Origin of the sequence: Enterococcus sp. 2201sp1_2201st1_C11_2201SCRN_220225, from assembly GCF_040925905.1 — a bacterium.
In the GTDB taxonomy this organism is placed as follows: domain Bacteria; phylum Bacillota; class Bacilli; order Lactobacillales; family Enterococcaceae; genus Enterococcus_C; species Enterococcus_C asini_A.
This window is the reverse complement of sequence record NZ_JBCOJC010000074.1, coordinates 1-2854: the sequence shown is the minus strand read 5'-3', so window position 1 is coordinate 2854 and position 2854 is coordinate 1. Positions and strand designations below refer to the sequence as shown.

The window sequence follows — 2854 nt, the reverse complement described above, 5'->3', positions numbered from 1 at the left end:
ACCCGAACGGCGTAACACTCCATTGAGTGAAGCTGCCGTTTGGTCGCTCCCCCTTTGGGGGCGGGGGGGGGTTACATACCCATGCCGAAACCTCTGCTTCTGGTGATTTGCTTGAGTAGGTCTTTCCCCTCTTCCATAGCTTTTGATATGTTTGGGAAATGATGCCTTAAAGCCTCCAGTTGTTCGGAATTGAACAAGTCTTTCATCTTACCAAGTTCTTTTTTCAATTCCTTGGTTTCGGTCTTTAGTTCTTGGTTCTCCGTTCTTAGTCGGTTACTGGTTGTCCTTGCATTGTCCATTTGCTGTCTATAATACTCCTTGTCGTTCTCGGCTTTGAATACCTTTGTGCCGTTTCGCTCTTTTTCAAGTATAGCCTTTCCCAGTCTATCGGATAGCTGTTCATTTTCCCCCTCTAAAGCCTTTATTTTGGCTTTTAAGGCATCTTTTTCCCTATCGTTAACCGTTTTCCCTATCAAGCCGTAAAACTTCTCTGAAGCCTTAGAAATGAGTTTTTGGACGTTTTTCTTTGTTTCAATGGAACGTAGTTCTTTCTGAAGCTGAAGAAGCTGGTTTTGCACGTCCTTGTGCTTGTCTAACGCACTGGATATATCGTTGGATAGTTCCTGAAGCTGTTCTTTCGCACATTCGGTCTTGTACTGCATAGCCGATAAGTGTTTGCGATCAGAAGAAACACCACGTTCCATGCCCAGTGCTTCAGATGCTATGGTTTGGAGTTCTGCCATGTCATCACGCGATAAACGCACACTCTTCCCGTTCGGCTGCGTCCAATCGAAAACTACATGGGCGTGAAGGTTAGGTGTCCATTGCTTTGCGTTCATGTATCCTTCGTCCTTGTGTATATGGATTTGAAACGCTTCAATACCGAAACGTTCCTTGCAGACCGCAGCGAATTGCTGGAGTTCCTGCATGGTGGTTTCTTGCTTGATTACTATTACCCCCTCCCGTATGGGTGCTGCTTTAGTCTGCATCTTCTGCCCAACCGTATCGAAATATCTCTGTTTCGCACTCTCCAGCCGATGGGAGATGCTATCTCCAACCCAGCTTTCATTCAAATGACTAAGTTCCGGACGAACATAGTCCAACTCTTTTTCCCTAAAGTTGTGAATCTCGCTCCCCGGCTTCACTGCTTGTACATGAATACTTGTTGCTCCCATAAGTTAACATTTTTGTGACAATCGATAACAGCCGGTGACAGCCGGCTGACAGGGGGTTAAGGGGGCTTGTCCCCTTACACACGTACCCTTTAGGGTGCTAGTGTGCTATCACCATACTGCATAGGTGCGAAGTTAGTGAATGTTTTGTAAATGCACAAATAAAGGGGAAAACATTTGGATTTGCGACAATAAAGTACTACCTTTGTTGCTGACCAAACGGTAGCTGACCGATACGGGAGAGTTACCAAAATACAAGCCGCTGGAGTTAATTGACGGACATCCGACATCCCCAGCGGCTTTATTTTTGCCTATCTGCTTCGTCTAGGCATACCAGTACCTCTACTAAAAATGTACTTCAAAGATACTTATTTTCTACCGACTTGATAGTTTTTACCCCATATTCTTGGACATTTTTCCCCCATGAGGTTATCTTTGTAGGGTGAAAGAGAAACCCATAAACGGGGATAGATTGAATGCTGGGAAGCATAAACAATCGGGGTAAGGTTAGCGAACCTTGCCTTTCATCCCCCATTATAACTTTACATAGAGGAACTTTATCTATCCCCCCCCCGCCCCCAAAGGGGGAGCGACCAAACGGCAGCTTCACTCAATGGAGTGTTACAGTTCATCAAAACCAAGTGATAACTGTCGTTTCTCTGCTTCTTCTTTCTTTTGGGCAGCTAAAGTCTTTTTCCGAACGTATGTTTTTGTAAATGAAACCCTATCCCCATTAAAGACAATCAACGGATTAATGAACCAATTATATTCGTTTGGACCTCTTGCTATGATTTCACTTTGTACGAGCTCTGCCAATCCTTTGTATATGGCTTTGTCTGATTTGTATTGGGTGTATTCTAAGCATTTTCGCCTATCGAAAATTATCATATCATTCTTAGGCTTCATGCAAGTTAGAATATACCCGAAAACCCGAATAGCTGATTGTGATAGATTGAAAAAAGCGGCAAAATTCGCAAGGTATAGTTTTGCAAATTGCTCTTCATCTACTTCTATTTGTCGGATAAACGAGGTTTTGAATACTTCTCCTGTATCTGTATCAGCAACAGCAACTACAGCTTTTTTATCACTTCCCGTACTACTTTTGTATTTCTTAACAACGTGATTTTCAATCCCTTCAATTGCTTGTTTCATAAAGGGGTTTTCTTCGTTTTTTTGAAAATCGGTTAATTTGAGTACTTTCTTATTTTCCATAAACATTCTATTTAGGCAAATTTGACTTTCTATATATCGGTGAAAAAGTATAATTTGATTTTCCACAAAGGAATATTTAAATTTCCATTAATACAATAAAAAAGCAAAATATATTTTCCTTTTTAACATCTAATAGGAAAGAGTGACTTTCTAATATGGAAAATCAGATTTTCCAATATGGAAAATACCCTATATTGAGTATCAACTACTTAACTTATTCTATTTCTTAAGTTCTTATTATACCCTAAAAACGGCATATAATCAACTACTTAAAAAATCATCGGTCGGGGAGCGCCCAGCGGCAAGGGGCGGGACCACCCGTCCCGACGAGCGCCCACACCATAAACTTTTTTTCGAATAAGCACACAACCGTTTTTCGAACCCTGCAAAATTTCTTCCGAACCCGAACGGCGTAACACTCCATTGAGTGAAGCTGCCGTTTGGTCGCTCCCCCTTTGGGGGCGGGGGGG

At 42.2% G+C, this 2854-nt stretch carries 2 protein-coding genes; both read right to left on the bottom strand.

What is annotated here, in order from left to right:
* Positions 1-71: 71 nt before the first annotated feature.
* The gene (locus AB5754_RS12590; protein ID WP_007572070.1) at positions 72-1175 is read right to left on the bottom strand and encodes a plasmid recombination protein; all 1104 of its coding nucleotides are present in this window, start codon (positions 1173-1175) and stop codon (positions 72-74) included.
* Between the two features lie 618 nt (positions 1176-1793).
* Complete coding sequence (locus tag AB5754_RS12585; RefSeq protein ID WP_008670455.1) at positions 1794-2384, bottom strand: hypothetical protein; 591 nt, start codon at positions 2382-2384, stop codon at positions 1794-1796.
* Positions 2385-2854 lie beyond the last annotated feature (470 nt).